Origin of the sequence: Rhodopseudomonas sp. BAL398 (genome assembly GCF_033001325.1) — a bacterium.
In the GTDB taxonomy this organism is placed as follows: Bacteria; Pseudomonadota; Alphaproteobacteria; order Rhizobiales; family Xanthobacteraceae; genus JARJEH01.
In genome coordinates, this window is the sequence record NZ_CP133111.1 from 3,328,044 (window position 1) to 3,353,963 (window position 25,920).

General features: G+C 64.0%; 22 protein-coding genes. 6 read left to right on the forward strand and 16 right to left on the reverse strand.

Annotated features, from left to right (window positions below):
• The first annotated feature begins 96 nt into the window (after window positions 1-96).
• From RBJ75_RS15765 to RBJ75_RS15775, 3 genes are all read left to right on the forward strand, one after another.
• Window positions 97-1,725: a fatty-acid--CoA ligase gene (locus RBJ75_RS15765; RefSeq protein ID WP_276156174.1), complete on the forward strand. Its 1,629-nt coding sequence runs from the start codon at window positions 97-99 to the stop codon at window positions 1,723-1,725.
• 234 nt (window positions 1,726-1,959) lie between these two features.
• Complete coding sequence (locus RBJ75_RS15770) at window positions 1,960-3,096, forward strand: acyltransferase family protein (RefSeq protein WP_044418270.1); 1,137 nt, start codon at window positions 1,960-1,962, stop codon at window positions 3,094-3,096.
• 141 nt (window positions 3,097-3,237) lie between these two features.
• Entirely contained in the window at window positions 3,238-4,080 is an 843-nt protein-coding gene (locus tag RBJ75_RS15775) for a DUF1499 domain-containing protein (protein WP_044418258.1), read from the forward strand.
• A 230-nt stretch (window positions 4,081-4,310) separates the two neighbouring features.
• Here the strand turns inward: RBJ75_RS15775 and RBJ75_RS15780 are convergent, their stop codons facing one another.
• The 9 genes from RBJ75_RS15780 to petA form a co-directional block, all read right to left on the reverse strand.
• The gene (locus RBJ75_RS15780; RefSeq protein ID WP_044413618.1) at window positions 4,311-5,228 is read right to left on the reverse strand and encodes an MBL fold metallo-hydrolase; all 918 of its coding nucleotides are present in this window, start codon (window positions 5,226-5,228) and stop codon (window positions 4,311-4,313) included.
• Between the two features lie 180 nt (window positions 5,229-5,408).
• Complete coding sequence (locus RBJ75_RS15785; protein WP_044413621.1) at window positions 5,409-6,623, reverse strand: acyl-CoA dehydrogenase; 1,215 nt, start codon at window positions 6,621-6,623, stop codon at window positions 5,409-5,411.
• Window positions 6,624-6,699: 76 nt separating this feature from the next.
• Complete coding sequence (gene ribB / locus RBJ75_RS15790; RefSeq protein ID WP_044413623.1) at window positions 6,700-7,776, reverse strand: 3,4-dihydroxy-2-butanone-4-phosphate synthase; 1,077 nt, start codon at window positions 7,774-7,776, stop codon at window positions 6,700-6,702.
• 187 nt (window positions 7,777-7,963) lie between these two features.
• Window positions 7,964-10,240, reverse strand: coding sequence for a TonB-dependent receptor (locus RBJ75_RS15795; protein WP_044413625.1), 2,277 nt, complete (start codon window positions 10,238-10,240; stop codon window positions 7,964-7,966).
• Window positions 10,241-10,397: 157 nt separating this feature from the next.
• Window positions 10,398-10,736 carry a DUF2946 family protein gene (locus tag RBJ75_RS15800; RefSeq protein ID WP_152647761.1) on the reverse strand — a complete coding sequence of 113 codons (339 nt, stop codon included), beginning with the start codon at window positions 10,734-10,736 and terminating at the stop codon, window positions 10,398-10,400.
• A 275-nt stretch (window positions 10,737-11,011) separates the two neighbouring features.
• On the reverse strand, window positions 11,012-11,383 hold the full coding sequence (locus tag RBJ75_RS15805) for a carboxymuconolactone decarboxylase family protein (protein WP_044413627.1): 372 nt from the start codon (window positions 11,381-11,383) through the stop codon (window positions 11,012-11,014).
• A 103-nt stretch (window positions 11,384-11,486) separates the two neighbouring features.
• Window positions 11,487-11,678, reverse strand: coding sequence for a DUF2892 domain-containing protein (locus tag RBJ75_RS15810; RefSeq protein WP_044413635.1), 192 nt, complete (start codon window positions 11,676-11,678; stop codon window positions 11,487-11,489).
• Between the two features lie 234 nt (window positions 11,679-11,912).
• Entirely contained in the window at window positions 11,913-12,590 is a 678-nt protein-coding gene (locus tag RBJ75_RS15815; RefSeq protein WP_044413638.1) for a Crp/Fnr family transcriptional regulator, read from the reverse strand.
• A gap of 245 nt (window positions 12,591-12,835) precedes the next feature.
• A complete protein-coding gene (gene petA, locus RBJ75_RS15820) occupies window positions 12,836-13,369 on the reverse strand; it encodes a ubiquinol-cytochrome c reductase iron-sulfur subunit (RefSeq protein WP_276156876.1) in 534 nt (177 codons plus the stop codon).
• 180 nt (window positions 13,370-13,549) lie between these two features.
• Here petA and yghU point away from each other — a divergent pair, with 180 nt between their 5' ends.
• The gene (gene yghU / locus RBJ75_RS15825) at window positions 13,550-14,422 is read left to right on the forward strand and encodes a glutathione-dependent disulfide-bond oxidoreductase (RefSeq protein ID WP_044413126.1); all 873 of its coding nucleotides are present in this window, start codon (window positions 13,550-13,552) and stop codon (window positions 14,420-14,422) included.
• An 81-nt stretch (window positions 14,423-14,503) separates the two neighbouring features.
• Here yghU and RBJ75_RS15830 read toward each other — a convergent pair whose 3' ends face one another.
• Window positions 14,504-14,740: a hypothetical protein gene (locus tag RBJ75_RS15830; protein ID WP_044413122.1), complete on the reverse strand. Its 237-nt coding sequence runs from the start codon at window positions 14,738-14,740 to the stop codon at window positions 14,504-14,506.
• 181 nt (window positions 14,741-14,921) lie between these two features.
• Here RBJ75_RS15830 and RBJ75_RS15835 point away from each other — a divergent pair, with 181 nt between their 5' ends.
• Window positions 14,922-15,050 carry a hypothetical protein gene (locus RBJ75_RS15835; protein WP_276156877.1) on the forward strand — a complete coding sequence of 43 codons (129 nt, stop codon included), beginning with the start codon at window positions 14,922-14,924 and terminating at the stop codon, window positions 15,048-15,050.
• A 230-nt stretch (window positions 15,051-15,280) separates the two neighbouring features.
• The gene (locus RBJ75_RS15840) at window positions 15,281-17,242 is read left to right on the forward strand and encodes a primary-amine oxidase (protein WP_044413120.1); all 1,962 of its coding nucleotides are present in this window, start codon (window positions 15,281-15,283) and stop codon (window positions 17,240-17,242) included.
• An 87-nt stretch (window positions 17,243-17,329) separates the two neighbouring features.
• On the opposite strand, the gene RBJ75_RS15845 is transcribed toward RBJ75_RS15840, so the two are convergent.
• From RBJ75_RS15845 to RBJ75_RS15870, 6 genes are all read right to left on the reverse strand, one after another.
• Window positions 17,330-18,826: a sugar ABC transporter ATP-binding protein gene (locus RBJ75_RS15845; protein WP_044413118.1), complete on the reverse strand. Its 1,497-nt coding sequence runs from the start codon at window positions 18,824-18,826 to the stop codon at window positions 17,330-17,332.
• A complete protein-coding gene (locus RBJ75_RS15850) occupies window positions 18,823-19,920 on the reverse strand; it encodes a hypothetical protein (RefSeq protein ID WP_044413115.1) in 1,098 nt (365 codons plus the stop codon). The genes RBJ75_RS15845 and RBJ75_RS15850 overlap by 4 nt, the downstream gene beginning before the upstream one ends.
• Complete coding sequence (locus RBJ75_RS15855) at window positions 19,917-22,034, reverse strand: ABC transporter permease (RefSeq protein ID WP_276156878.1); 2,118 nt, start codon at window positions 22,032-22,034, stop codon at window positions 19,917-19,919. The genes RBJ75_RS15850 and RBJ75_RS15855 overlap by 4 nt, the downstream gene beginning before the upstream one ends.
• Before the next feature lie 102 nt (window positions 22,035-22,136).
• Window positions 22,137-23,159: a sugar ABC transporter substrate-binding protein gene (locus RBJ75_RS15860; protein WP_044417157.1), complete on the reverse strand. Its 1,023-nt coding sequence runs from the start codon at window positions 23,157-23,159 to the stop codon at window positions 22,137-22,139.
• Window positions 23,160-23,197: 38 nt separating this feature from the next.
• Window positions 23,198-24,169: an ABC transporter permease gene (locus RBJ75_RS15865; protein ID WP_044417158.1), complete on the reverse strand. Its 972-nt coding sequence runs from the start codon at window positions 24,167-24,169 to the stop codon at window positions 23,198-23,200.
• Window positions 24,170-24,350: 181 nt separating this feature from the next.
• Window positions 24,351-25,907 carry an acyl-CoA synthetase gene (locus RBJ75_RS15870; protein ID WP_276156879.1) on the reverse strand — a complete coding sequence of 519 codons (1,557 nt, stop codon included), beginning with the start codon at window positions 25,905-25,907 and terminating at the stop codon, window positions 24,351-24,353.
• Window positions 25,908-25,920: the final 13 nt, after the last annotated feature.

The following is a 25,920-nucleotide window of genomic DNA, read 5'->3' on the forward strand; positions in this document are numbered from 1 at the left end:
GCGGAGCAATCGGCCACAAGGCCATTTGCGAGCGCCTCGGGCCGCGCTAAGGTCGCAGCCAATTCGTAAGGGATAACAATCAGGAGGAACGTTGGTATGCTTGGATTGATGCAAGACTGGCCTTTGCTTTGTCACCGGATTATCGAACACGCGGCCCAGATCCATGGCAATCAGGAGGTGGTCTCGCGTTCGGTCGAAGGGCCGATTGTTCGCACCACTTACGCCGAAATTCACAAGCGCGCGCTGAAAGTGAGCCAGATGCTGGACCGCTCCGGCGTCAAGCTCGGCGACCGCGTCGCCACCATCGCCTGGAACACGGCCCGCCACCTGGAATGCTGGTACGGCATCATGGGAATCGGCGCGATCTGCCACACCGTCAATCCGCGGCTGTTCCCGGACCAGATCGTCTGGATCGTCAATCACGCCCAGGACCGGGTGATGATCACCGACCTCACCTTCGTGCCGATCCTGGAAAAGATCGCCGACAAGCTGCCCAGCGTCGAGCGCTTCATCATCCTGACCGACGCGGCGCATATGCCGCAGACCACGCTGAAAAACGCGGTCGCCTATGAGGAATGGCTGAAGGAAGCCGACGGCGACTTTGCGTGGAAGAGCTTCGACGAAAACACCGCCGCGGCGATGTGCTACACCTCGGGCACCACCGGCGACCCCAAGGGCGTGTTGTATTCGCATCGTTCGAATGTCCTGCACGCCTTGATGGCCAATAATCCGGACGCGCTCGGCACCCGCGCCCAGGACACCATGCTTCCGGTGGTCCCTTTGTTCCACGCCAACAGCTGGGGCATCGCGTTTTCGGCGCCATCGATGGGCACCAAGCTGGTGATGCCCGGCGCCAAGCTCGACGGCGCCTCGGTCTATGAGCTGCTGTCGACCGAAAAGGTGACGCATACTGCCGGCGTGCCGACCGTTTGGCTGATGCTGCTGCAGCACATGGCCAAGGAGAAGCTGACGCTGCCGGACCTGAAAATGGTGGTGTGCGGCGGCTCGGCGATGCCGCGCTCGATGATCAAGGCCTTCGTCGACATGGGCTGCGAGGCCCGCCACGCCTGGGGCATGACCGAGATGAGCCCGCTGGGCACGCTGGCGACGATGAAGCCGCCCTTCGACAAGCTCGAAGGCGACGCCAAGCTCGACCGGCTCTCGACCCAGGGCTACCCGCCGTTCGGCGTGCAGATGAAGATCACCGACGATGCCGGCAAGGAGGTGCCGTGGGACGGCGCCACGTTCGGCCGGCTCAAAGTCTCGGGGCCGGCGGTGTCGAAGGCCTATTATCGCGTCGATAGCGAGATTCTCGACGATGCCGGCTTCTTCGACACCGGCGACGTCGCCACCATCGACGCCGACGCCTATATGCGGATCACCGACCGTTCCAAGGACGTGATCAAGTCCGGCGGCGAATGGATTTCCTCGATCGATCTGGAAAACCTCGCGGTCGGCCACCCCAAGGTGGCGGAAGCCGCGGTGATCGGCGTCTACCATCCCAAATGGGACGAGCGGCCGCTGTTGATCGTGCAGCTCAAGCCCGACGAGACCTGCAGCCGCGAGGAGATCCTGTCCTATATGGACGGCAAGATCGCCAAATGGTGGATGCCGGACGACATCGTCTTCATCGATGCGATTCCCCACACCGCCACCGGCAAGATCCTGAAAACCGCGCTGCGTGATCAGTTCAAGACCTACGCCTTCCCGATCGCAGCGGCGTAGCAAATCGCGCTGCCCCTCACCCCAGCCCTCTCCCCGCAACAGCGGGGCGAGGGAGCAGGCAGCAATGCGGGGCCAGCTCGTCGCATCACTTGAACGCCGCGACCGGCGCTCTTAACCTCTCCCAGTTCTTGACGGGGACGCTCGCGCAGATATCGATCTCGTCCGGTCCGGCTTCCAGTCCGCATGCTGTCCGCCGTTGACCTCGATGATGATCGAGGCGTTTTGGAACCCGATATGCACAAGGCCTCACCGGCGCAACGCAATCGCGGCCTTGATGCGTTGCGGGGCAGCCTGACGCTGCTGGTGCTGCTGCATCACACAGCGCTCACCTATGGGGCGCCCGGCGCCTGGTTCTATCGGGAAATCGCGCCCGACGGATCGCCAAGCTCGCTGCTGCTGACCCTGTTCGTCGCGGTCAATCAGGCGTTCTTCATGGGGCTGTTCTTCCTGCTCGCGGGCTATTTCACGCCGGCATCGCTGCGCGCCAAGGGCGTGGCGCGGTTTTCCCGCGACCGGCTGCGACGGCTCGGCCTGCCGCTGCTCGCTTTCGGTCTGGTGCTCGGTCCCGTCACGGTGGCGCTGGCGCAGACCGGCCGCGGCCGGCCGTTCCTCGACACGCTGTTGGCGCTGTGGCGCCAGCTGCGCTTTGTCGAAGGCCCGCTATGGTTCGCCGAGGCACTGCTGATCTTCAGCGCCGCCGCCCTGCTCTGGCATCTGACGGTTCGCCACAAGGGGGGCGTCGCGCAGACCGAAGATCGTACCTTTCCATCAAACCGGGCGCTTGCGGCGGCAGCGATCGGCACCGGGCTCGCGGCCTTCGGCTTGCGGCTGTGGTGGCCGGTGGGGACCGAGATCTGGGGCCTGCAGCTCGGCTATTTTGCCGGCTATACGGTGCTGTTTGTCACCGGCTGCCTCGCCGCCGACCAGAACTGGCTGGAGCGAATTCCACCAGTGCGGGTGCGGCTGTGGTCGCGCGTGGCGCTGATCTGCATTCCGGTGCTGCCGCTGGGGATTCTGCTCGGCGCGCAATGGCCGGCGCTGGGCGGGCCGACCGAGGGCGGCGTCAATGCGCAGGCGCTGCTCTATGCCTTGTGGGAGCCGCTGGTCGCGTGGGGAATCATTCTGTGGCTGCTGGCGTTCTATCAGCGCCGTTTTCCCCGCCTCGACGGATTGTGGCGGCCGCTCGCCGCCCGCGCCTATACGATCTACATCATCCATCCGCCGGTGCTGGTCGTCGTAGCGCTGGCCGGGCGCGACATCGCGGCGCCGGCGCTGCTGAAGTTCGGTGTCACCGGCCTGGCGACCTGCGCGATCAGCTTCTCGCTGGCCGGCCTGATCCTGCGGATTCCCGCCGCGCGGCGGATTCTCTGACGGCGCCCAATCGCCCGCGACCGACCCAGCCGTCGCGGCATTCGACCTTGAATTTCGCCGCTTTCCGTGGTCTCAAGCGGCGAGTTGACGACGCGGCGCAACCGGCGCCCGTCGCATCTCCCAATCCGGCAGAAGCACCAGATGGCCCGCAGGTTTTCCGCGCCCTATCAGACGGAACCGGTGTCCGGTCTGGCGACCTGGGCGCGACATCTGGCGGTGTTCGCCGCCGTCGCCGCCTTGGTCTCGATCATCGTGGTGCGCTTCGGCTTCCTCGAGGTGCGCCCCGCGGTGGCGACGTTGTTCGGCGCGCTGGCCTGCGCCTGCGTGTCGATCCTGGTGGCGCTGGCCGGTTTCGCGGCGATCTGGCAGAACGGCTCGCGCGGCATGGGGCGGATCCTGGTGGCGCTGCTGATCGATGCCGCGCTGCTGGCCTACCCGGCCTATCTCGGGCTGCAATATCGCAAGCTGCCGGCGATCCACGACATCACCACCGATTCGATCAATCCGCCGAAATTCGACACGCTGGCGCGGCTGCGCACCGGCGACGGGCCCAACACCGCGGTCTATGCCGGACTGTATTCCGCCGAACAACAGCGCCGGGCCTATCCGGACATCGATACGCTGCAGCTCGATGTCCCGGTGCAGAAGGCCTACGACATCGCGCTGCATCTGGTGACCAGGCGGAAATGGCGCGTGGTCGACGCCCGCGCCCCGCAGCCGCCGCGCCGCGAGGGCCATATCGAGGCGGTGGCGCTGACGCCGATCATGGCGATCCGCCAGGACGTCGTGATCCGGGTGCTGCCCGACGGCGTCGGCTCCAAGGTCGATATCCGCTCCTCATCGCGCTATTTCGAAAGCGACCTCGGCAGCAATGCCGCGCGAATCCGCAAGCTGATCGAGGACATCAACACCGCCGTCGACAACGCCCCGGAGCCGAAGGCCCCCGCCCCCACCAAGGCGCCGCCGAAGGGCAAGAAGAAGTAGCGGCTTCGCCACGCCCCGTCGCTCTGCTCAGAGCCCGACGCAGAACGGTCAACCGAATCAAGCCTTCGAGGCCGTCATTGCGAGGAGCTCTTGCGACGAAGCAATCCAGTCTTTGCTTGAGGCTCCTGGATTGCTTCGCTGTCGGACGGCGCTGCGCGCCGGCCTCGGCTCGCAATGACGACATTGCGCCTCCTCACCATGAGGGCCAATGCCTCAGCTAGATCAATGAGCTAGGCCAGCCGATAGCGGCCGCCGATCGAGGGGTCGCCCTCGGTGGCGACGATGCCGCGCGACACCAGATCTTCCAGATGCGCCAGCACCGAATAGCCGGCGGCGCCGGTCAGCCGCGGATCGATGCCGATATAGATGGCCCGGACGATAGTGGCGATGTCGGTCTCGCCCTTGCCGAGCCGGTGCAGGATCGAGGCCTCGCGGGCCTGGCGGTGGCGGATCAGAAAGCGGGTGTAGCGCGGGCCTTCGGGGATCTGCGGGCCGTGGCCGGAGAAGTATAATTGCTCGTCGCGGGCGGCGAGCTTGTGCAGCGAATTCATGTAGTCGACCATCGAGCCGTCTGGCGGCGCCACGATCGAGGTCGCCCAACCCATCACGTGATCGCCGACGAAGGACAGATCGCGCTCCTTCCAGGCGAAGGCCAGATGATTGGCGCAATGGCCCGGCGTGGTGACCGCCTCCAGCGCCCAGCCGTCGCCTTCGATCACGTCGCCGTCGCCGATCGCGATGTCGGGCCGGAACGCGCGGTCGGCGCCGGATTCGGTGGAGACGGTTTCGCTTTCGAAATAGGGCCGCGCGGCGCGATGCACGCCCTCCGCATAGACCGGCGCGCCGGTCAGCGCCTTCAGCCGCGGCGTATTCGGCGAATGGTCCTTGTGGGTGTGGGTGACCAGAATATGCGTCACGGTCTCGCCGCGCACCGCGTCCAGCAACGCGGCCGCATGGGCCTCGTTGTCGGGGCCGGGATCGATGATCGCCACATTGCCGCGGCCGACGATGTAGCTCACCGTGCCGGTGAAAGTGTAGGGCGACGGGTTGTTGCACAACAGGCGGCGCACGCCCGGCACCGGCTCGTCGACCACGCCGGGAGCCAGCGGGAAATCGCGGTTGAACGGGACGTCGTCATTGTCGCTCATGCGGGAAAGCCTGCAATCGAGTGCTGCGTTCGCCCCGAGCCTCATGCTGAGGAGGCCGAAGGCCGTCTCGAAGCATGGGCGAGGCCTTCCCCGCAGCTCATCCTTCGAGACGCCCGGCTTCGCTCTTCGAGCTACGCCGGGCTCCTCAGGATGAGGGCGGAGTCGGATCAAAGCGCCGCGTTACGAAAACGCCTGGATCCCGGTGATGGCGCGGCCGAGGATCAGCGCGTGGACGTCGTGGGTGCCCTCATAGGTGTTCACGGTCTCGAGGTTCTGGGCGTGGCGCATCACGTGGTATTCGATCTGGATGCCGTTGCCGCCGTGCATGTCGCGGGCCATGCGGGCGATGTCGAGCGCCTTGCCGCAATTGTTGCGCTTGACGATCGAGATCATCTCCGGCGCCATCTTGCCTTCGTCCATCAGCCGGCCGACCCGCAGGCTGCCCTGCAGGGCCAGCGCGATCTCGGTCTGCATGTCGGCGAGCTTCTTCTGCACCAGCTGGGTCGCGGCCAGCGGCCGGTTGAACTGCTTGCGGTCGAGCGTGTATTGCCGGGCGCGGTGCATGCAATCTTCGGCGGCGCCCATCGCGCCCCAGGAGATGCCGTAGCGGGCACGGTTGAGGCAGCCGAACGGGCCTTTGAGGCCGGACACATTCGGCAGCAACGCCTCTTCGCCGACCACGACGCCGTCCATCACGATTTCGCCGGTGATCGAGGCGCGCAAACTGAGCTTGCCGCCGATCTTCGGCGCCGACAACCCCTTCATGCCCTTTTCGAGAATGAAGCCGCGGATCTGGTTGTTGTGCTCGGGCGACTTGGCCCAGACCACGAAGACGTCGGCGATCGGCGCGTTCGAGATCCACATCTTGGTGCCCGTGAGGCGATAGCCGTCGCTGACCTTCTCGGCGCGGGTCTTCATGCCGCCGGGATCGGAACCGGCATCGGGCTCGGTGAGGCCGAAGCAGCCGACCCATTCGCCGCTGGCGAGCTTGGGCAGATATTTCTTGCGCTGGTTCTCGTCGCCATAGGCGTAGATCGGATGCATCACCAGCGACGACTGCACCGAATTCATCGAGCGATAGCCGGAATCGACCCGCTCGATCTCGCGCGCCACCAACCCATAGGCGACGTAGCTGGCATTGGCGCAGCCATATTCCTCCGGCAGCGTGATGCCGATCAGGCCGAGTTCGCCCATCTCGTTGAAGATCTCGCGATCGGTAGTCTCTTCGAGATAGGCCTTGCTCACCCGCGGCAGCAGCTTGTCCTGCGCATAGGCCCGCGCGGTGTCGCGGATCATGCGCTCGTCCTCGGTCAGCTGCTCCTCGAGCAGGAACGGGTCGTCCCACTGGAAATTCACCGGAGCCGGCTTGTCCTTGGTCTGCGGGCGCACGCTCATCGACGATCCTTTCACGACGCTGCCGCAGCTTGGCGACACGCTCAGATTAATTCCCTGCAGGTTAATTCCTTGGTCGTTAGCCTTCAAGGTGCTCGTTGGAGACGATCTCGATGCCGAAACCGGACAGTCCCTTGTAGTCGACCTGTGACGATGTGAGATGCCGGATCGACGACACGCCGAGATCGCGCAGGATCTGCGCGCCGACGCCGATCTCGCGCCAGGCGCGGTGACGGTCGGCCTCGGCCGAGACTGGTTCGTCGATCGGCGCGACCGGAACACCTGCGGCGCCGTCGCGCAGATAGACCAGCACGCCGGAGCCGTTTTTCTTGAAATGTTCCAGCACCGCCTGCATCCGCCGCGGCCCGGTGAAGATTTCCTTGATGATGTTCGGCTTGTGGAACCGGGTCAGCACGTTCTTGCCGTCGCCGACGCCGTTATAAACGAAGGCGACATGGGCGATGGAGTCAAACGGCGAGCGGTAGGCATAGCCCTGCAACGGCCCGATCGGGCTCTCCATCGGAAAGGTGGCGACGCGCTCGATCAGCTTCTCGCGCGCCTGGCGATGCGCGATCAGGTCGGCGATGGTGACGCGCTTGAGCTTGTGCTTCTCGGCGAAGGCGGCGACCTGCTCGCCCTTGGTGACGGTGCCGTCGTCGTTCATCAGTTCGGAGATGACGCCCACCGCCGGCAGGCCGGCGAGCTTGCACAGATCGACCGCGGCCTCGGTATGGCCGGAGCGCAGCAGCACGCCGCCTTCGCGGGCGATCAGCGGAAAGATGTGGCCGGGGCGGGAGAAATCGGCGGCGCCGGCGTTCGGATTGGCGAGCGCCCGACAGCACGAGGCGCGCTCGTCGGCGGAGATCCCGGTGCCGTTGTCGGGCTTGTAGTCGATCGAGACCGTGAAGGCGGTGGTGTGGTTGGAATCATTATGCGCCACCATCGGGTCGAGCCGCAGTCGGCGCGCGTCTTCCATGGTGATCGGCGCGCAGACGATGCCCGAGGTGTGGCGGATGATGAAGGCCATTTTTTCCGCGGTACAGAACGAGGCCGCAACCACCAGATCGCCTTCACCCTCGCGGTCGTCGTCATCGGTAACGACGACGATTTCGCCCGCAGCGAAGGCTTGCAGGACTTCTTGAATCGGATGCGCCATGGATGTTTCACTCCTCGAGCGGGAGCAATAGCCGGACTCCTGCGACGATGCCAGGGATTCTTCACGCCGCAGCCCATCGCGGCGCGACGACGATGGTGAGATGACAATGCGGATTCGGCCGGGATCGACCGCGTCACGCCGCTCCCTCGCTGCGGAGCGGCGTGACGGCATCATGGCGAGACGCGGCTCAGAACTTCGCCGTCAGACGCGCGTTGACCGAGCGGCCGGCACCGGCCACGTTGTAGCCATAGGCGGCCGACGAGCCCATCATCGACACCTCTTTGTAATCGACCAGATCGGCGCCGCCGAGCGGCAGGTAATAGAACTTGTTGAACAGATTATCGATGCCGACATCGAGCCGCACCATTCCCCACTGATAACCGGTGCGCAGATTGAGCAGCGCGTAGGACGGCGTGGTGAGTTCGTTGTGAACCTGGCTCACCTCGTCCTTGGCACCGACCAGTTGCAGTTCGATGCTGCTGGTCCAGTTGCCGATCGCATGATCGAGCGCGATCTTCGCGTTGACCGGCATCACGTGATAGAGGTTGACACCGTCGGTGCGCTCGCCCCGGACATAGCTGAGCTGCCCGCGAAACACGCCCCGGCCGTAGCTCGGATTATCCCACAACGCCAGCTTGCCATCGAGATTGACGCCATAGAGCTGGGCGTCGTGATTGGCGAATTGCAGGAACACGAAGCCGCTGGTCGCGGTGCGGTTGGCGGCGCCGCAGGCGGAGCCCGTCGCGCAGCGATCGACGTCGATATAGTCTTCGACATAGCTGTAATACGGCGTCACCTTGACCTCCCAGAGCGTCTGGGCCGGATCGTGCCAAGCCGCCGTGAAGCTCGCGGTATGCGCCTTTTCGGGCTTCAGATCGAGATTGCCGACATAGCCGTTGCCGTCGCCGAACCAGCCGACCATGTTCATCGCCATCGCCGAGGTCGACCAGGCGTAGCGTTCGTACAGATTGGGCGAGCGGGTCTTGCGGGCAAGCCCCCATTCGAACTGGCTGATCGCATTGGGTTCGTAGCGCAGCAGCGCGGAGCCGTCGACATTGACGTCGGTCCTGGCGTGATCCCTGGCATTGAAGCGCGCGGCATCGACGCCGTAGTCCATCGCATTGTAACCTTGGACGTCGCCGGTATCGCTCCAGACCACATCGTTGCGCAGCCCGACCAGCGTGGACCAGTCGCGATCCCAGTGCCGTTCCCATTCCACGAAGGTTCCGAGCCGGGTGCGGCGACCGTCATTGACGTTGATGAAGGTGTTGGGCGACATCATCATCGACCCGGCCACGGGGCTCCACCAATCGTCGAGCTGGTAGCGGTGAAACTCATTGCCGACGCGGATCAGATCCCGATCGGTGACGTCGATGGTGGCTTTCAGATTGTAGCCGAGGTCGGTGGCGCGCGTATCCATCGGCATCTGGCCGACCTTGTCCGGCGCAAGGAAGCCCATGGTGTGGCGAACGTGATGATAGAAGGCGGCGGCTTCGAACTTGCCCCAGTCGAACACGCCTTCGTAGCGGCCATTGACGAAGGCGGATTGGTTATAGGTCATGTCCATATATTGATTGACATAGCCCTGGTACGGAATGAACTGACCGCCGACCTGCACGGTGAACAGATTGCCGAAACTCTGCCTGGATATGCTCAGGGCGTGGTTCTGGATCTCGTATAGCGTCGACTTCACCGTCATGCCGTTGCCGGCCTTGTAGTCATTGGCGCGCGCCCAGCCGCCGGTGTAGGTGATGCTGGTGTCGTTGTTGGCGAGTGTGGCGCTGGCATCCACGCCGTAGCCATTGCCGTTGCTGCGGAAGAATCCGGACACCGAGCCGCTGGTCAACCAGCCGGGGCCCTTGGCGAATTGCGGCGGCGCCGTGGTGACGTCGATCTTGGCGCCGATATAATCACCGCCGACGCTGACCGGTGCGACCCCGAGATAGGCCCGCATCTTCGCGATCATGGACGGATTGACGAAGGACAAAGGCGGATTCATCTCGTTCGGACAGGCCGGACTGATCAGCATGCTGTTGATCGCAACCTGAACCCGGTCGGCGCCGAGGCCGTTGATCGCCGGCAGGCTCGACACGCCGCCGGCGCCCCACGCCGCGCCCCCGGGAATGTCGGCGATCAGCGCCGCGGAATCGCTGGTGCCGAGGCTGCGCGACACCGCCATGTCACCGGAAATCGTCGTCGTGGTGGCGGGGACATCGAGCTCGGCAATCGGCGCGGCCGGAGCCGGGCGGACGACGTCCGGCGCCGCGGCGCGTTCGCCCCGCAGCCGTGAACGGGACGCAGACGGCCGCACCACGATGGTCGGCAACGGGTCGGCGCTCTGCGCGGCGGCCGGTGTCGGCGCAAGGGACAAGGCAGCGCCGACCGGCAACGCCAGCGAGAGCGAGAGCAACGAACTGGTCAACAACAAGGACCGGCGGCCGCCGGCATGGAGGATGGATTGCATGATGGAAACTCGGATTGGATTCACCGGACAGCACTGAACTGCCCCACGATCGATTGCCTGCAGGACCGGCACGGCGGCCGGCGCAGCACGACAACAGCGACATCGTCAGCCGACCGCGTTCGGCCGCTTGCGCGGCGTCCCGGTCACGATCGGCAAATCAGGCTGTCGCGGGCGGGCCGCGGGCGGAGTGCGAGGAGCGCGGGGCCGCATGCGGGGCCGGCGCCGAGAATGGCCACAGCACGGCATGGGCGACAAACGCCAGATACGGACCCGGCGCCGCCAGCTGCAGCGGAGGCGGCAGGCTGTGGACGATGACACAGGCCATGCATTTGAAATGGCCGGCCACCCGATCCTTGGAATCGGAATCCGCCGGGGCATCACCGCCCGCGACGTGGCAAATCGCCGAGCCCGGCCACTGGTCGGGCATGCGCACGCCTTGGGAGGCGAACGCAAAGGTGACCTGGAAAATCAACGCCAGCGCGGTGAACCAGATCACCGCCAACCTCCCGGTGCCGCGCAACGCGCACGACCAATCTCCGCCGCCGCGCTTGCGCGCCGCATGCCGAGATGCCTCGTTACAACGTCGTCGTTGCCGCCCGATCTTCAAATTCGCCCCCCTGCCATTGCTGGCAGCCGAGGGCTGGTTAATCACAAATTAACAGGGGCAACAATCCCGGCTGGGTTGCAGGCTTGAAGATTAAGAGGGACCTCCAGGCTTCGCGGCGTTGCGCTGAAACCGCCATCTCGGATTCGACCGATGCGTGGTCGCGGTTACGCCGTTTTGGCTTTGGCGGTCTCGGCCCTGCTGGCGAACTGATCGAACGCCTCGACCGCCTGCGCGGCATACATCACGCTGGGGCCGGCGCCCATATAGATCGCCATGCCCATCGTCTCCATCACCTCGTCGCGGCTGGCGCCATGCTTGACCGCGGCCTCGGCGTGAAAGCCGATGCAGCCGTCGCAGCGGGTGGCAACCGAGATGGCGAGCGCGATCAGCTCCTTGGTCTTGGCGTCGAGCGCATTGGCCTTCAGCGCCGCCTGGGCGATCGCGCTGAACCCCTTCATCACTTCAGGCGCGCCGCCGCGCACTTCCTTCAGCGCGACCGAGAGGTCGCCGGTCATTTCGATCCAGTTCTTATACATTGCTTTCACCTAAACCCTGACTAATGAAGCCTTAGCGACAAACGGCTCCCGGGAGCGAGACGCGCTCGCACCCGGGAGCCTAGAATTCAAAACCGCGACGCTGTCAATTCTGCTTGGCGGGGCAGGTCTTGATACCGAACAGCGTATAGGCCGGGCAGAAGCCGACCGCGGCGGTCAGCAGCGGCACGACGCCGACCCAGGCCCAAATCGGACCGCCGGTCAGCGCCCAATAGATCAGGCCGATTCCGACGATGGCGCGCAGCACCCGGTCGATCATTCCAACATTCGTCGTCATGTGCATTTCCTCTCTTGGCTGAGTGACGAAAATCGCGTGAGCCAATCAAACCAACCGGTTCATGGGGCTTGGTTGATGTGGCTTGGTTCGCGCGACCTCTTTGAGTGGCTTGGTCCGTGTGACGTGGTCCGTGTGACTTGAGTTCAAGTGGCTTCGTGTGACCTCGCTGAGTGACGCTGTCGGTTTATGGCGTCGCCACGCGGCGGTCTGTGACCAAGTCACCGCCTCGACAAATCATCTTCCGGGATGGGCCGCCGTGGCGCGCAGCGGCGCGGCGTTGCGCAGTTCGACGCGGCCGCGCCCGAGGCTGATCCAGCCGCGGCGTTCGAACGCCTTGAGATGGCGGCTGACCACTTCGCGCGCGGTGCCGATTTCGGCGGCCAGCTGCTGATGCGTGATCGACAATTCGTGGCCGTTCGCCGCCAGTTTCAGCAGCCGCGCCGCCAGCCGGGAATCGATCGATTCAAAGGCGACGTGCTGGATCACGCTCATCAGATCCGCCATCCGCGCCGCCTGGGCCTGAAACACGAAGCCGCGGAATTGCGCCGAGCGCCCCATCAGATCGTTGAAGGTCGCCGCCGGCAGCCCCACCGCCTCGACCGGCGTTTCGGTGACCGCGAAGGCGCTGTAATTCTCCGAGGCCAGCAGCGCCAGCGTGGTCAGGATGCAGATATTGCCGGGGCCGAGCCGGTACAGCACGATCTCATTGCCTTCGCCATCGAGCTGATAGACCCGGACATTGCCGCTGCGCACCAGGATGAAGAAACCGCAGGGCTGATCCGGCGCGAACACCGTGGCGCCGGCCGGCAGGGTCATCGCCATCGCGCCGGCGAGCAGTGGCGTGCGCTCATCGGCCGGCAGGTCGGCGAGATCCGGAAAGCGCTGCAACCAGTCGGTGTCCGGCAGATTCATCGCGATGACCGGCTCCAGGACAATATCCAGGGACAAAATGCACAACCTGCCGCTGTATGCGGCATGGCCGGCGGGGTCCCATTGATCCTGGTCAATGGCGCGGGCGTCATGGCGTCGCAGCGCGGCGGCGGACCTGGCTGGGACGAGGCCGCCACGGATGCATGCCCTGTTATGGTCCCGTTCTGCGGAGCAGCGCTTTGCGCTGCACCGCGCCCGGGACACGGACGCAGCTTTACGCGGGCCGCTTACGCCACGCCGATCTGAAGCTTGGCGTCCGACAGGAATTCGTAAGGCACCAGCGCCAGATTGAGCGGCGCCGGCCCGAGCCGGATCCGGCCCGAGGAATCATATTGCGAGCCGTGGCACTGGCAGAACCAGCCGTCGAAATTGCCCTCATGCGGGGTCGGAATGCAGCCCAGATGGGTGCAGATCGCCGAGACCACCAGCCATTCTTCGTGGCCCGCTTTGACTCGGGCTGAATCCGGCTGCGGATCGCGCATCGATTTCCAGTCGGCGGTCTCGGCCTCCTCGATCTGTTTCGGCGTGCGGTGGCTGACGAAGATCGGCTGACCGCGCCAGAACACCTTGATCACCTGGCCGACCGCGATCGGCCCGAGGTCGATCTCGACCGGAAAGCCTGCGGCGACCGTCGAGGCGCTAGGATTCATCTGGGCGATGAACGGCCAGGTCGCGGCCGCGGCACCGACCGCGGCGACCGCACCGGTGGCAATGAACAGAAAATCGCGTCGGCTCGAATCGACTGAGATAGCGTTGGTCATCCTTGATGCCTCGCTGAATTGTGATCCCCGTGGAATGTTGCAACATAGGCCGCTGCGATGGGCGGTTCTGTGACGAAGTCACCGGAAACCGAGCGGTATCGGGCTCTTGCGCAGGCCAGCGCGATCATGTTGGTTGTCGGCTGTCTGGAGCGTGTGCCGCCCCTGCAACCGGAGCCCATCATGAATGATACGAGTGCCTATACCCCGCCCAAGGTCTGGAGCTGGAACAAGGACAATGGCGGCAAGTTCGCGAGTACCAACCGTCCGATCGCAGGCCCCACCCACGACAAGGAGCTGCCAGTCGGCCGCCATCCGATGCAGCTCTACTCGCTGGCGACGCCGAATGGCGTCAAAGCCACGGTGATGCTGGAGGAACTGCTGGAACTCGGCCACAAAGGCGCCGAATATGACGCCTGGCTGATCAAGATCGACGGCAATCAGTTCGGCAGCGGCTTCGTCGCCGTCAACCCGAACTCGAAAATCCCGGCGCTGATGGATCGCAGCGGGCCGACGCCGATCCGGGTGTTCGAATCCGGCGCGATCCTGATGCATCTGGCGGAAAAATTCGGCGTGTTGTTGCCGCGCGACGGCGCGGCGCGCGCCGAATGCCTGTCATGGCTGTTCTGGCAGATGGGCAGCGCGCCCTATCTGGGCGGCGGCTTCGGTCACTTTTACGCCTACGCACCGACCAAGATCGAATACGCCATCGACCGCTTTGCGATGGAGGTGAAGCGCCAGCTCGACGTGCTCGATCGCCGCCTCGCCGACAGCCGCTATCTGGGCGGCGATGACTACACCATCGCCGATATCGCGGTGTGGCCATGGTATGGCGGGCTGGTCAAGGGCGTGCTCTATGAGGCTGGCGAATTCCTGCAGGTGCAGGACTACAAGAATGTTCAGCGATGGGCCGATGCAATCGCGCAGCGCCCGGCGGTGCAGCGTGGTCGCTTGGTCAACCGCACTTGGGGCGAACTCTCAAGCCAACTCCACGAGCGCCACGATGCCAGCGACTTTGCGACCCGGACTCAGGACAAACTGGAAGCGACCAAATAGGCTGGCCTAGGCTGGCCGAAGCGGCGCGAATACGCAGGACCGAGGGAACCGTTTCTGGTGTTCCCTCGGTTATTCGCGAGCTCAGCGCGGCTGCACGGCCAGCGAACGACGACGCTCGTAGCGCGCCCGCAGCATCGGTGCCATCATCCAGGACAGCGGCGCAGAGATGGCGAAGCTGATCAGCACCACAGCGGGGATCAGCCCAAAAGCAAGGTCCGACAGTGTCGGCACCGCCAAGACAGTGACGATGCCAATGCCGAACACCACGGCGTTGAGCATCATGAAGATCATCGATGCGATCTGAAAACGAGTCGACATGGCGGCTCTCCTGTTGGTTTGGGATTCAATTCGGTATCCGCCAACTGGTTCCGGCTTCCGTTGGGTGAGTTCGACGCAACCGCCGCGAAGCAGACACGCAACCAAGGTTCGCTTCTGGCGCGAAGGCTTTTGCGATAGAGCTTCGGCCGCAGCGTCAGCGGAACCGAGAAGGTCGACCGGCATGGAGAAAACATTGCGGCAATGGCTCGACGGCCATGGTCTTGGGGCGATCATCGCCGCGGTGCTGGGCGCGATTCTGCTGCTGGCGGCCATTCTGGTGGTCGGCGGCTACTGGCTGGTGACGCCGTAATCCGACGACGGCTGCGGGAACCGAGATTGGCGACTCGTGTCAATCACGCCGCTGAGGCGATAGGCCATGTGCGGCTCGGCCGCGCAATCCACTGGCGGCATTTGTTTTGCATAGCGGTTGGCGGCAGTCCCGGCATCGCGCCCGGCGCGGCCACGCCTGCGCATTGACCGGCGATGAATCGACGGTCGCGCCGGATTTGCACCACGGCCTTGCCCCGCACAGGAGACATCATGAGCCTCGCAGACCAATCCACTTGCTGCCATGCCACCACCAGGGCCGAGACCAATTCGGTGTTGCATCCGTTGCAAGCGCTGACGCCGGCGGAAATCATCAAGGTCGCGGCCATCGTCAATGCCGATCCGCCCTATGGGGTCGATACCAGGTTCGAGACCATCGAGCTGCTGGAGCCGGACAAATCGGTGGTGCGCGCGTTCAAGCCCGGCATGAAGATCGCCCGGCAGGCCCGGGTCAGCGTGTTCAGCACCACCGCGATCGGCGTCACCCGGCTGTTCGTTTCGCTCGACGACGGCCGCATCGTCGAGCGCAAGGAATTCCCGCGAGCGCGGCCGATGATCCAGCTCGAGCAGTTCCTCGCCATCGAAGGCTATGTCCGCGCCGATCCGGATTTCATCGCCGGCTGCGCCCGGCGCGGCATCACCGACATGACCACGGTCTGCGTCGACCCATGGTCGGCGGGCAATTTCTCCATCCCCGGCGAAGAAGGCCGGCATCTGTGCCATGTCTTCGCCTGGCAGCGCCTATGCGAGAACGAGAATTTCTACGCCCATCCGATCGAGGGGCTCAACGCCGTGATCGACCTCAAGACCTGGGAGATCATCCGCGTCGATGATTACGGCACCATCCCGATCCCGCTGCGGCAGGCCAATTATGAAAAGGAATTCAACACCTCGACGCGCGCACCGTTGAAGCCGATCGACGTGACCCAACCGCAAGGCGTCAACTTCAAGATCGAGGGCAGCGCGCTCAGCTGGGACAAATGGTCGTTTGTGGTCGGCTTCAACGCCCGCGAAGCGCTGACCTTGCACGACATCAAATATGACGGCCGCTCGATCGCGCACCGCGCCTCATTGGTCGAAATGGTGGTGCCCTATGGCAGCCCGGTCAACGGCCATTTCCGCAAGAACGTGTTCGACATCGGCGAATACGGCATCGGCAAGCTGGCCAATTCGCTCAAGCTCGGCTGCGACTGCCTCGGCGTGATCGAATATATGGACGTGCACATGAGCACGATGAACGGCGACGTGATGACGATCGAAAAGGCGATCTGCATTCACGAAGAGGATTCCGGGCTGGCCTGGAAGCACTGGGATTTCCGCACCGACCGCGCCGAGATCCGCCGCGCGCGCAAGCTCGTGGTCTCGACTATCTGCACCGTCGGCAATTACGAATATGCGTTGTACTGGTACTTCCATCTCGACGGCACGATCGAATTCGAGATGAAGGCCACCGGCATCATCAATACCGCGGCCTGCCTGCCCGGCCAGCCCGGCAAATATGCCCGCGAGGTGCTGCCCGGCGTGGTCGGCCAGATCCATCAGCACATCTTCTGCGCCCGGCTCGATATGGCGGTCGACGGCGACAACAACAGTTTTGTCGAATGCAACACCTATGCGGAGCCCGAGGACAGCGCCGACAATCCGTACGGCAACGCATTCTATGAAAGCGAAACCGTGCTGGGGACCGAACTTGCGGCGGCGCGCCGCGCCAACCCGGCGGCCCAACGCTACTGGAAAGTGGTCAATCCCAACAAGACCAACTACACCGGCGCGCCGGTGAGCTACAAGCTCGAGGCGATGAATTGCGTGACGCCGTTCGTCAGCCCGAATTCGGCGTCCGGCAAGCGCTCCAGTTTCGTGCAGAACCACGTCTGGGTCACCGCGTTCGATCCCGAGGAGCGCTTTCCGGCCGGCAATTACATGAATCATTCCGACGGCGCCGGCGGCATCGCCGATTTCGTCAAGCAGGACCGGCCGCTGGTGAACACCGACATCGTGCTGTGGCACGTGTTCGGCCTGCATCATCCGGTGCGGATCGAGGATTTTCCGGTGCAGCCCTGCATCTCCACCGGCTTCAAACTGGTGCCGCACGGCTTCTTCGACGGCAATCCCTGCATCGACCTGCCCGCCGAGCAGAACGCGGCGAGCTGCTGCGCCAACGCGGCGGTGACCTGAGCGACAGACACCGTCCCGCTCCGCCGGTTGGGCGGGGCGGGACGGTGACTCTCGGACATCTCATCTCAATTTGAAGGGCATCACTTCCTAGTGGATCGCCGCATACATGATCTTTTCCTCGTTGGCCTCGAGCGCCGAGAATTCCTCCACGACCTTGCCCTGGCGGCTCACCAGAATACGATCCGACAGCGCCATTACTTCCGGGAGATATGAGGAGATGACAACCACGGCTTTGCCCTCGTCGGCGAGCCTGTTGATCAGATCGTGGATCTCGACGATCGCGCCAACGTCGACGCCACGGGTGGGCTCGTCGAAGATGATCAGATCCGGCTCCTGAGCCAGCGACTTGGCGATCACCACCTTCTGCTGGTTGCCGCCGGAAAGCTCCACGACTTTGGCCTTGGCGTCGATCGCGCGCACGTTCAGCCGCGCCACCCAATCCGCGCCGGCCGCCTGGGTTTCGCGGCTCGACAGCAAAAACCGGCCGCGGGGGAATTTCGCCAATATGCCGAGATAGATGTTGCGCGCGATCGACATCGTCTCGAAGAAGCCTTCCACCTTGCGATCCTCGGTGACATAGGCGATGCCCCCGCGCACGGCCGGGGCCGGAACGCGATAACGCACCGGCGTGCCGCGCAGCAAGATCTCGCCGCCGTGAAAGAAATCGCGCTTCAGGACGCCCGCAACGATCTTGAAGGTCTCGGTCCGACCCGCGCCGACCAGGCCGAACACGCCCGTGATCTGCCCGGCGAACACCGACAGCGAATTGTTCTTCACCATCGGCGCCATTTTCAGATTCTGAACGGTGAGAACGCGCTCGCCCGCACGGCGCACCTCGGTCTTGCGCTTGCCGTACAGCGTATTGGACAGATCGCGCCCGACCATCGCCTGAACGATCCGGGCACGGTCGAAATTGCCGGCATCATCGGTGACGACATGCTTGCCGTCCCGCAACACCGTGATGCGGTCGGCCAGCAGCAGCGCCTCTTCCAGCGCGTGCGAGATGAACACAATCGACACGCCGCGTTTCTTCAGATCACGGACCAGATCAAAGAAGTAGTTCTTCTCCTCGGGGGTCAGCGTCGCAGTCGGCTCGTCGAACACGATCACCTGCGCCTGATGCAACACCGCGCGGGCGATCTCCACCATCTGCTTCTTGGCGGCGCCAAGCGATCCAACGGTGCTGGTCGGCGTCACGTCGAAATTGAGCGACTGCAGGAATTGCTGGGCCGCGATATAGATGCCGCGCAGCCGATTGTAGAATTTCTCCTGGCCGAGAAACAGGTTCTGCGCCACCGTCATGGTCGGCACCAGACTGTTCTCCTGAAACACCATCGCGATGCCGAGATGGCGCGCATCCAGTGGCGATTTCGGCGAAACTTCCTTGCCATTGACGAACATCGCACCGGATGTGAGCGTTACCACGCCGGCCATCGCCTTGGTCAACGTCGATTTTCCAGCGCCATTCTCGCCGATCAAGGCGTGGATCTCGCCGCGCCGCAATTGGAAGTCGACATCCTCGATCGCGGGCACGCCGGCGTAGTGCTTGGTGGCCTTGCGAAATTCGATGATGGCGTCGCTCATGCGCCCAGCTCCCTCTTGACCGTCGCCAGCGACAGGCGAAGCAACCGCCCGGGGCCTTTCGCCAGAACATAGAGACCATCGCCAACCTCAGCCGCCGCGACCACGCCGTGGTTGTGACCGTCGACCCGGCTGTGCAGCGAGTACAGCGGCGTGAAATCATCGTCGAGCCGGACCACCAGACCGTAGGAACGTGGCGGCGCCCACGGCTTGATCACGCCCATGGTTTTGAGATGCGCCCCCTGCATCGGCTCCCGGAACGATTCGCCCGACCGCAGCCGCGGCACGATCCAGAATTCCGGATCGATCTCGGCGATCATCCGCCGCCGGTAGCCAGGTTCGCGGAGCACGAATTCCACCAGCTGGGTCCGGGCGATGAAGGCCGTCAGCCAGAAACCCCCGCCAGCCGCCGCGGATATCCGCGACGGATAGACCGGAAGATGATCGAGCAATGGCCGCACGCCGCCATCGCCGTCGATGGCGACGATCCGGTGACGCCAGCTCTCGCTGACGGTCGTCGTCGCGCCGGCAGTTACGACGCCAAACGCATAGCCCAGCCCGCTGGCAACGACGCGAATGCCGCCACTCGAGAGCGAAATCGACAGTAATCTGCCGGTCCGGCCGCGGTTCATCAGATCGCGCGCCCACTCCGCACAGGATTCCGTGACGGAGCCGGAGGTCGCCAACAATGTATCGGCGTCGCCCGGCGCCAGCGCATTGATGGCGTGCAGTTCTGGTCCGGAATAAACCCGGTCCTCGGCACCACCGCCGGCCAGGTCGATCACACGGATTTCGCGGCCGTCGAGCGCCACCGCCAGCCGCGCATTGGCGAGCACGCAGATCGCCGTCACCGGAGCGTCGAAGCGGCGCAACTCATGCGTCGTCGATCCGTCAAAGCGCAGCACAAGCTGGCCGTCCGCGACATAGAGTGTGGACCCGTCGCTCGCCAGATCCTCGGCCGCCGCAAACTCGGCGACCACTTCGGCGCTTTCGAGCACCTGGTTGGGCTTCAACGCCCCGTCGAACGGCGGCACCGTGATGGCGCCCTCACCGCGCCCCAGAATCCGATGCGCGATCTCCCTCAGAGCCGGTATCAAGTGATCTTCCCCCAGCGCTTGTCGTATTGCACGAAGTTCGGATCCGCGTTTTGCAGCTTGTAGCGGCCGATCCGGTTATTGGCGATGCCGCCGAGATAAAGGTGGCCGCGATGTTCACGCATCGAGGTGATCATCGGATGGTTGAGTCCTTCGATGTCCCAGAACGATTCCAACACCTTGCCCTGCTCGTTGAACTTCACGACGCATCCCGTGTTGATGTTCGGAAACAGCCATTCATCCACCGGCAGCCGCTTGGCCATTCGCCTGCGAAAATCCGGCATCCGCCAGGCCAGATCCAGCGCGGGAGACCGCATCCCGACAAGCGCCAGCCAGTAATTGCCATCGGAGGCGACGTTGATATTGTCCGGAAAGCCCGGGAGGTTATCCATCACGATCTCGACGCTGCCTTGCTTCGGACCATCGAACCAGTAACGCTTGATCGAACAACCGAAGGTTTCGGCAAACAGGATGGACTGACGGTCACTCGCGATACAAATCCCGTTGGGAAATTTCAGCCCGCGCAACACTGTTCGGGTGGTGTTACGCGCCGGGTCGTAGCAGATGATCCGGCCATTGCCGCGCGCTTCCAGCCCATCGACCGGCCACTCGTGCATTTCGTAGCGCACGGTCGCCTCCGAAAAGAAGATCCGACCGTCATCGGCGATATCGAGGTCGTCGGCCAAACGCAGACGGCTGTCATCATTGACCGACCAGAGACTGCGGTTTGTCTCATCGGTCGCCTTCTCGATCTTTCGGTCGGGCGAAATCCGGTAAAGCCCCATTCCGCCGATACAGCAATAGAGATTGTCCTGCCGATCAAAGGCCATGCCCAGCGGCTGACCGCCAATATGGGCGAACACCTCCATCTGCTGATAATCGGGAGCGAGAAAGCGCATGATGTCGCCGTGGCGCGACCCGGCATAGAGATTGTCGTGCCGATCAAGAATGACGTCTTCGGGGGCCTCGATACGGCCCAGGCCAATCAAGGTGACATCACGCAGCTTGTCGTTCTGCTCGAACGGTCCGCCCTTGCCGATCTCGGTCGACGGCGCCGGCGGCAGGTAGTGATAGGTCGGCGCGACGTAGACCTTGCTGATGATACGGGCACGGTTCTTGAGCCAGCGAATATCGATGATGGCGGCGACGAGCAGGATCGTCGCCAGCACCATCCGGTTGTAGCCGCCGCGCACCGAGAGCGTGGTCAGCCCGTTGGTCACCAGCAGAACGATCAGAGTGCCGGCCAGCGCTTTGGCGACCGAACCATTGCCGCCGCCGAGCGTGATGCCGCCGAGCACCGTCGCGGTGAGCGCGGTCACCTCGAGACCGACGCCGATATCGCCGCCGACCGTGCCCAGCCGGGCGGCGAAGAAAAGCGCGCCGATCGACGTCAGGACGCCGCTGGCGACATAGCACAGCGCGATGGTTCTCCGCACCGCGATTCCGGAATTATAGGCCGACCGCCGCGAGCCGCCGATCGCCGTCACATGCCAGCCGGGGCGCAACCGCGTCAGAAACAGGTGGCCGAAAATCGCGATTGCGACATAGACGATGGCCACGCTCGGGACGCCCAGCACCTTGCCTTCGCCAATGAAGGTCCACGATGCGATGTCCGGAAACGCCGAGGCGATCTTGTTCGAATTGGAAACCAGCAGCAGATCATAGGCAGATCGATAGATGATCAGCGTGATCAGCGTGGTGATGAAGGCGCGCAGCCTCAGATAACCGATCAAGAAGCCGTTCACCGCGCCCAGCAGAGCGCCGCAAATCAGCGTCGCCACGACCACCGCGGGCACCGGCCAGTTCAGCACATCGAGGCAATACAACGCGCAAAAATCGCACAGAGCGAACATCGAGCCGACCGATAGGTCGATGCCGCCGACGATCACCACCAGCGAAATGCCAAGCACCACAAAGCCGATCTCGCCGGCCTGCCTGGCCGTGTCCGCGAGCCCGTTCGGCGATAAAAACCCGCTGATCGCCTGGCTGAGCGCGAAGGCGACGATGATCAGGACGATCACCGGTATTGCGGTTTCCGTCCAGCGCTTCGACAGAATTTCGCCGAGCAGATGGTCGGGCCAGTAGCGGGACCGAAGGCGAACGAAAGTTTCCTGCATTGCGGGCTCTGCGACGGACGGAGAAAAGGAATGATGGAAGCGCATCGTCCGGTTCTGCGCCCGCCTCGCGGACGAGCGCAGAACCCGGACCGTCGCTGCGCGCTACTTCTTCAGATCGCTCAGGTTCCAGCATGCCGTTTCCGACGATGCGTTTTCCTTGGTGATGGGAATGAGCGTCGTATAGATCGATCCCTTGACGGTGCCAGGCTTGACGCCGGAAGAGAGCAGCCACTTGATCATCGCAGCCATGTCGGCAGCCTGGGTCGGAACGTCGTAGCTGAGATTGAGGTCGAACGCGCCCGACTTCACCAGTTCGCAGGCCCCCTTGCGCTCACCGCCGCCCGAGGTGGCAAGAAACACCTTCCCGGTGAGGCCGGCTTCCTTCACTGCCGCGGCGGTGCCGATATCCATGCCATCCCAGAACCCGACGATGCCGCACAGGTCCGGATGCTGCTTGAGCACCGTCTGGGTGATCGCCTTGGCTTTCGCCGCATCCCAATCCGCCGCCTGGCTCGACACCACCTTGATTTCGGGATGTTTGGCGAGCACGTTCTCGACGCCCTTCAGCGTGTAGGCCGACGTCGCCGCCGACAACGCGCCCTGGACCACGGCGATCTTGTTCGACTTGCCTTCACAAGCCTTGACCACCGCCTCGGCGTTGCGCTCGCCGATCTCTATCCAGTTTGCGCCGACGAAGGCCGAGCTGCGATACACGGATCCCATGTTGATCTGGATGACGGCGATGCCTTCCTTCTCGGCGCGCTGCAGCAGCTTCGCATAGGTCTGCACGTCGGGATTGTGGATCACCATCACCGCCGGCTTTTCCGACAGCAGCGTCGTGACCGCCTGGGCGCCGGCGCTGGTGCTCCAGTTCGGATCTCGCACGATCACCTTCATGCCGTAAGGTTCGAGCTCCTTCTTGAGCCCGGCGAACCAACCCTCGGTGAGATCGAAATTCATCGCCACCGGCACATAGGCGACGGTCTTGCCGGCAAGCGCCTGCTTGAACGCCCCCTGGAACGGCTCGTCCAGTCCTTGCTGGGCAAGCGCGGGAAACGTCGCCAGCGCCGCGATCGCGGCGCCGCCGATCAGCGGCTTGAGCTGCCGTGTCAGTCCGAAAACCATACTGTCCTCCCAGTTTAATTTTTTGTCGTAAGTCGTGCTCAGATATCGCCCTGTTGCGCGGTCTCCTCGTTGCGGGGATTGAGGAACGAATCGGCAATCACCGCGATCAGCAGAACCACGCCCTTGATCAGGTTCTGGCCCGAATAGGGGATGTCCATGATGGTCATGCCGTTCAACATCGTGCCGATCAGGAGAGTCCCGATGACCACATTGAGCACGCCACCGCGCCCGCCGGACAGCCCGATGCCGCCGAGCACCACCACCAAAATGACGTCGTAGATCATCGTCGAGTTGAATATGCGCGTCGGCATGCTGTTGACCGAAGCCGCCAGCACCAACCCGGCGAAACAGCCGATCAGCGCCGCCAGCACGTATTGCAGCACGATGATCGGTCGCGATGGAATGCCGGTGACCTTGGCGCCATAGGGATTGTCGCCGATCGCATAGATGTAGGCGCCGATCCGCGTGATACGCAGCAGGAATGCGACCACAAGGCACGCGATGATGAAGACGATGACCGACACCGGAATTCCGAACACGATGCCCTGGCCCAGACGCTCGAAGCCCTGCATTCCCGGGCTCCACTGCACCACGTCGAGATTGAACAGCACGGCCTGTCCGAGACCGGCCAGGAACAGGCCGCTGGCCAGCGTTGTGAACAGCGAGGGCACTTCGGCATAGGCGATCAGCCAGCCATTGATGGCACCGAAGACCAGCGCCAACATCAACGCGGTGGTGATCGCGCCCGGCAAGGAGTGGCCATCCTGAACCATTTGCAGAACCAGGCCCGGCGGCACAGCCAGCGTGGCGATCAGCGACAAGTCGACACCGCGGCCGATTACCACGATGGCCATGGCCAGGCCGAGGATCCCCAGTACCGACACGTTCTGAAGCAGTGTCAGCATATTCTGCGTCGTGGCAAATCCGGGCAGGAGAGCCGCGAACGCGACAAACAACAGAAAAAAAATGCCGAAGACAATGCCCTGCTGATTAATCTGCTTTAGCTCCATCCCGGTCCCGCTTCTTGTTTTGGGTATCCTCGGGTGCATCTTTGGTGTTTGCAAGTCCTAATCTGAATCCGCGCGGCATGATCGCGAGGCACGGATTCCAGATGGCGTGCATCCACTCCGCGATTGCCTGATCGACTGATAACGATCCGCTCCGCGCCAGCGCGCGGAGCGGATCTCTGCGTCAGCTGACGCGCCGCTCCCGGTTGTCCCAGTAAGGCGCGCGCAGTTCGCGCTTGAGGATCTTGCCGGCGCCGGACAGCGGCAGCGGGCTGCTTCTGACCTCGACGCTGCGCGGGCATTTGTAGCCGGCGATCAGCGTCTTGCAGAACGCGATCAGCTCTGTCGCCGAGATCTGCGCGTCGGCGCGCGGCACGACAACGGCATGGACCTTCTCGCCCCAATGCTCATCGGGGATTCCGATCACCGCGCATTGCGCCACCGCCGGATGCTGCGCCACCGCGTTCTCGACCTCGACCGAATAGACGTTCTCGCCGCCCGAAATGATCATGTCCTTGACGCGGTCGACGACGAAGACGAAGCCGTATTCGTCCAGATAGCCGCCGTCGCCGGTGTGCATCCAGCCATCGACCACGGCGCGCGCGGTCTCCTCCGGCCGCTCCCAATAGCCCATCATCACATTGTCGCCGCGCACCACGATCTCGCCGACGGTGCCGACATCGACCGGCCTGTCGTCGGCGTCGACGATGCGGACCTCGCAGCCCAGCGCGGCGCGGCCGGCGGCGCGATGCCGGCCCTTGGCGCGGGCCTCGCCGATATGCTCGTTCCAGTGCAGCAATGTGGCGATCGGCGACAATTCGGTCATGCCATAGGCCTGGGTGAAGCGCGCATTCGGCAGCGCCTTGGTTGCGCGATCGAGCACCGCCTCGCTGATCGGCGAGGCGCCATAGGCTAGGCTCGTCAGCGACGACATGTCGTGGGAGGCGAGCGCGGGATGATCGACCAGCATCTGGATCATGGTCGGGACCAGCAGCACGTCGGTGACGCGCTCGTTCTGCACCGCGGCCATCACCCCCTCGGGGGTGAAGGCCTGGATCATCACATTGGCGCCGCCGCTGAGCAGCAGCGAATACATCGCCGCGCCATTGGCGAGGTGAAACATCGGCGCCGCGTGCAGATAGGTCGCGGTGCCCGGGAACATCCCCTCGCCGAGTGCATTCAGCGCGTTGGCCATCAGATTGCCGTGGCTGAGCATCACACCCTTGGAGCGGCCGGTGGTGCCGCCGGTGTAGAAGATGCCGGCAAGATCCGCGGCCTGGCGCATCGCGTCGGGGATCGGCGCGCTGCGCCCGATCAGCGCTTCGTAGTCGTCCATGCCGGACGGGATATCGCCGTCGTCGGCATAGACCAATTTCAATTCGGGCAGCGCCTTGGCCAGCGTGGCGCCGGTGGCGGCGAACGCCTGATCAACCACCAGCACATTGGCACGGCAATCGCGCAGCGCGTCTTCGTTTTCCAACGGGCTCCACCTGGTGTTGAGCGGCACGATCACGGCGCCGGCCCAGGCCGTCGCCAGATACAGCTCGAGATAGCGATCGGAATTGAGCGACAGCACCGCGACGCGGTCGCCCGGTTCGGCGCCGAGCCCGCGCAGCCCGGCCGCCAGCCGCGCGACCCGCTCACCGACCTCGCGCCAGTTACGACGCCGCGCGCCATACACCGTGGCGAGGCCGTCGGGATTGATCTGCAGCGCGCGCCGCAATCCGTGGGTAGTGTTCATCGTTTCCCTCCGC

Excerpts from the sequence above, each read along its gene's own strand:
- yghU (WP_044413126.1), top strand. The coding sequence starts at position 13,550 with ATGAATGATACGAGTGCCTATACCCCGCCCAAGGTCTGGAGCTGGAAC.
- RBJ75_RS15865 (WP_044417158.1), bottom strand. The coding sequence starts at position 24,169 with ATGGAGCTAAAGCAGATTAATCAGCAGGGCATTGTCTTCGGCATTTTT.
- RBJ75_RS15770 (WP_044418270.1), top strand. The coding sequence starts at position 1,960 with ATGCACAAGGCCTCACCGGCGCAACGCAATCGCGGCCTTGATGCGTTG.
- RBJ75_RS15805 (WP_044413627.1), bottom strand. The coding sequence starts at position 11,383 with ATGTATAAGAACTGGATCGAAATGACCGGCGACCTCTCGGTCGCGCTG.
- RBJ75_RS15795 (WP_044413625.1), bottom strand. The coding sequence starts at position 10,240 with ATGCAATCCATCCTCCATGCCGGCGGCCGCCGGTCCTTGTTGTTGACC.
- RBJ75_RS15785 (WP_044413621.1), bottom strand. The coding sequence starts at position 6,623 with ATGAGCGTGCGCCCGCAGACCAAGGACAAGCCGGCTCCGGTGAATTTC.
- RBJ75_RS15855 (WP_276156878.1), bottom strand. The coding sequence starts at position 22,034 with ATGCAGGAAACTTTCGTTCGCCTTCGGTCCCGCTACTGGCCCGACCAT.
- RBJ75_RS15860 (WP_044417157.1), bottom strand. The coding sequence starts at position 23,159 with ATGGTTTTCGGACTGACACGGCAGCTCAAGCCGCTGATCGGCGGCGCC.
- RBJ75_RS15765 (WP_276156174.1), top strand. The coding sequence starts at position 97 with ATGCTTGGATTGATGCAAGACTGGCCTTTGCTTTGTCACCGGATTATC.
- RBJ75_RS15780 (WP_044413618.1), bottom strand. The coding sequence starts at position 5,228 with ATGAGCGACAATGACGACGTCCCGTTCAACCGCGATTTCCCGCTGGCT.
- RBJ75_RS15840 (WP_044413120.1), top strand. The coding sequence starts at position 15,281 with ATGAGCCTCGCAGACCAATCCACTTGCTGCCATGCCACCACCAGGGCC.
- RBJ75_RS15815 (WP_044413638.1), bottom strand. The coding sequence starts at position 12,590 with ATGAATCTGCCGGACACCGACTGGTTGCAGCGCTTTCCGGATCTCGCC.
- RBJ75_RS15845 (WP_044413118.1), bottom strand. The coding sequence starts at position 18,826 with ATGAGCGACGCCATCATCGAATTTCGCAAGGCCACCAAGCACTACGCC.
- RBJ75_RS15835 (WP_276156877.1), top strand. The coding sequence starts at position 14,922 with ATGGAGAAAACATTGCGGCAATGGCTCGACGGCCATGGTCTTGGGGCG.
- ribB (WP_044413623.1), bottom strand. The coding sequence starts at position 7,776 with ATGGCGCATCCGATTCAAGAAGTCCTGCAAGCCTTCGCTGCGGGCGAA.
- RBJ75_RS15870 (WP_276156879.1), bottom strand. The coding sequence starts at position 25,907 with ATGAACACTACCCACGGATTGCGGCGCGCGCTGCAGATCAATCCCGAC.
- petA (WP_276156876.1), bottom strand. The coding sequence starts at position 13,369 with ATGACCAACGCTATCTCAGTCGATTCGAGCCGACGCGATTTTCTGTTC.
- RBJ75_RS15830 (WP_044413122.1), bottom strand. The coding sequence starts at position 14,740 with ATGTCGACTCGTTTTCAGATCGCATCGATGATCTTCATGATGCTCAAC.
- RBJ75_RS15775 (WP_044418258.1), top strand. The coding sequence starts at position 3,238 with ATGGCCCGCAGGTTTTCCGCGCCCTATCAGACGGAACCGGTGTCCGGT.
- RBJ75_RS15810 (WP_044413635.1), bottom strand. The coding sequence starts at position 11,678 with ATGACGACGAATGTTGGAATGATCGACCGGGTGCTGCGCGCCATCGTC.